The organism is Anoxybacillus sp. ST70 (assembly GCF_019553625.1).
GTDB lineage: Bacteria > Bacillota > Bacilli > Bacillales > Anoxybacillaceae > Anoxybacillus > Anoxybacillus gonensis.
Genome location: NZ_JAHZOF010000039.1, coordinates 1 through 435, shown reverse-complemented (window position 1 = coordinate 435; position 435 = coordinate 1). Strand labels below are relative to the sequence as shown.

Here is a 435-nt window from a genome sequence, read left to right as displayed (position 1 = left end):
CCTCGACGACGACCACGCGCCGTGTTCGCCGCGCTGAGTCGAGGATAGGTTGCACGGTCAGCGGATGCAGCATCACCGGCACGATCAACTCCACAACGTGGTCCGATTCGAGGAAAAGCTGCTCGAGCTGCTCGGCGATCTCGCGCGCATTCTCTCCGTAGGTGACCACCGTCACGGTGGGATCGTGCCTCACCGGGGAGACGATCAGCGTGCCCAGGGCTCCGCCCTGCTTATCGAACCGATAATCCGCGCTCCCCTGCCAGAGATGGCGCCCATAGTCCACCTTGTTCTCGATAACCACCGCGGGGACCGGTAGATCGTCGATGGCCTCGATCAGGGGTCGCGGATCCTCCAGCGACGTCACCGCGAACACCGCAAGATTGTCGATCCCGACCAAGAACTTCTCGAGCGACTGCGAGTGTGTCGGACCATAGC

At 62.8% G+C, this 435-nt stretch carries 1 protein-coding gene; it reads right to left on the bottom strand.

The features are described from left to right. Positions 1–397: hypothetical protein (locus tag K1I43_RS15485; protein ID WP_220382709.1), on the bottom strand; the 397-nt coding region annotated here is incomplete at its 3' end. Positions 398–435: the final 38 nt, after the last annotated feature.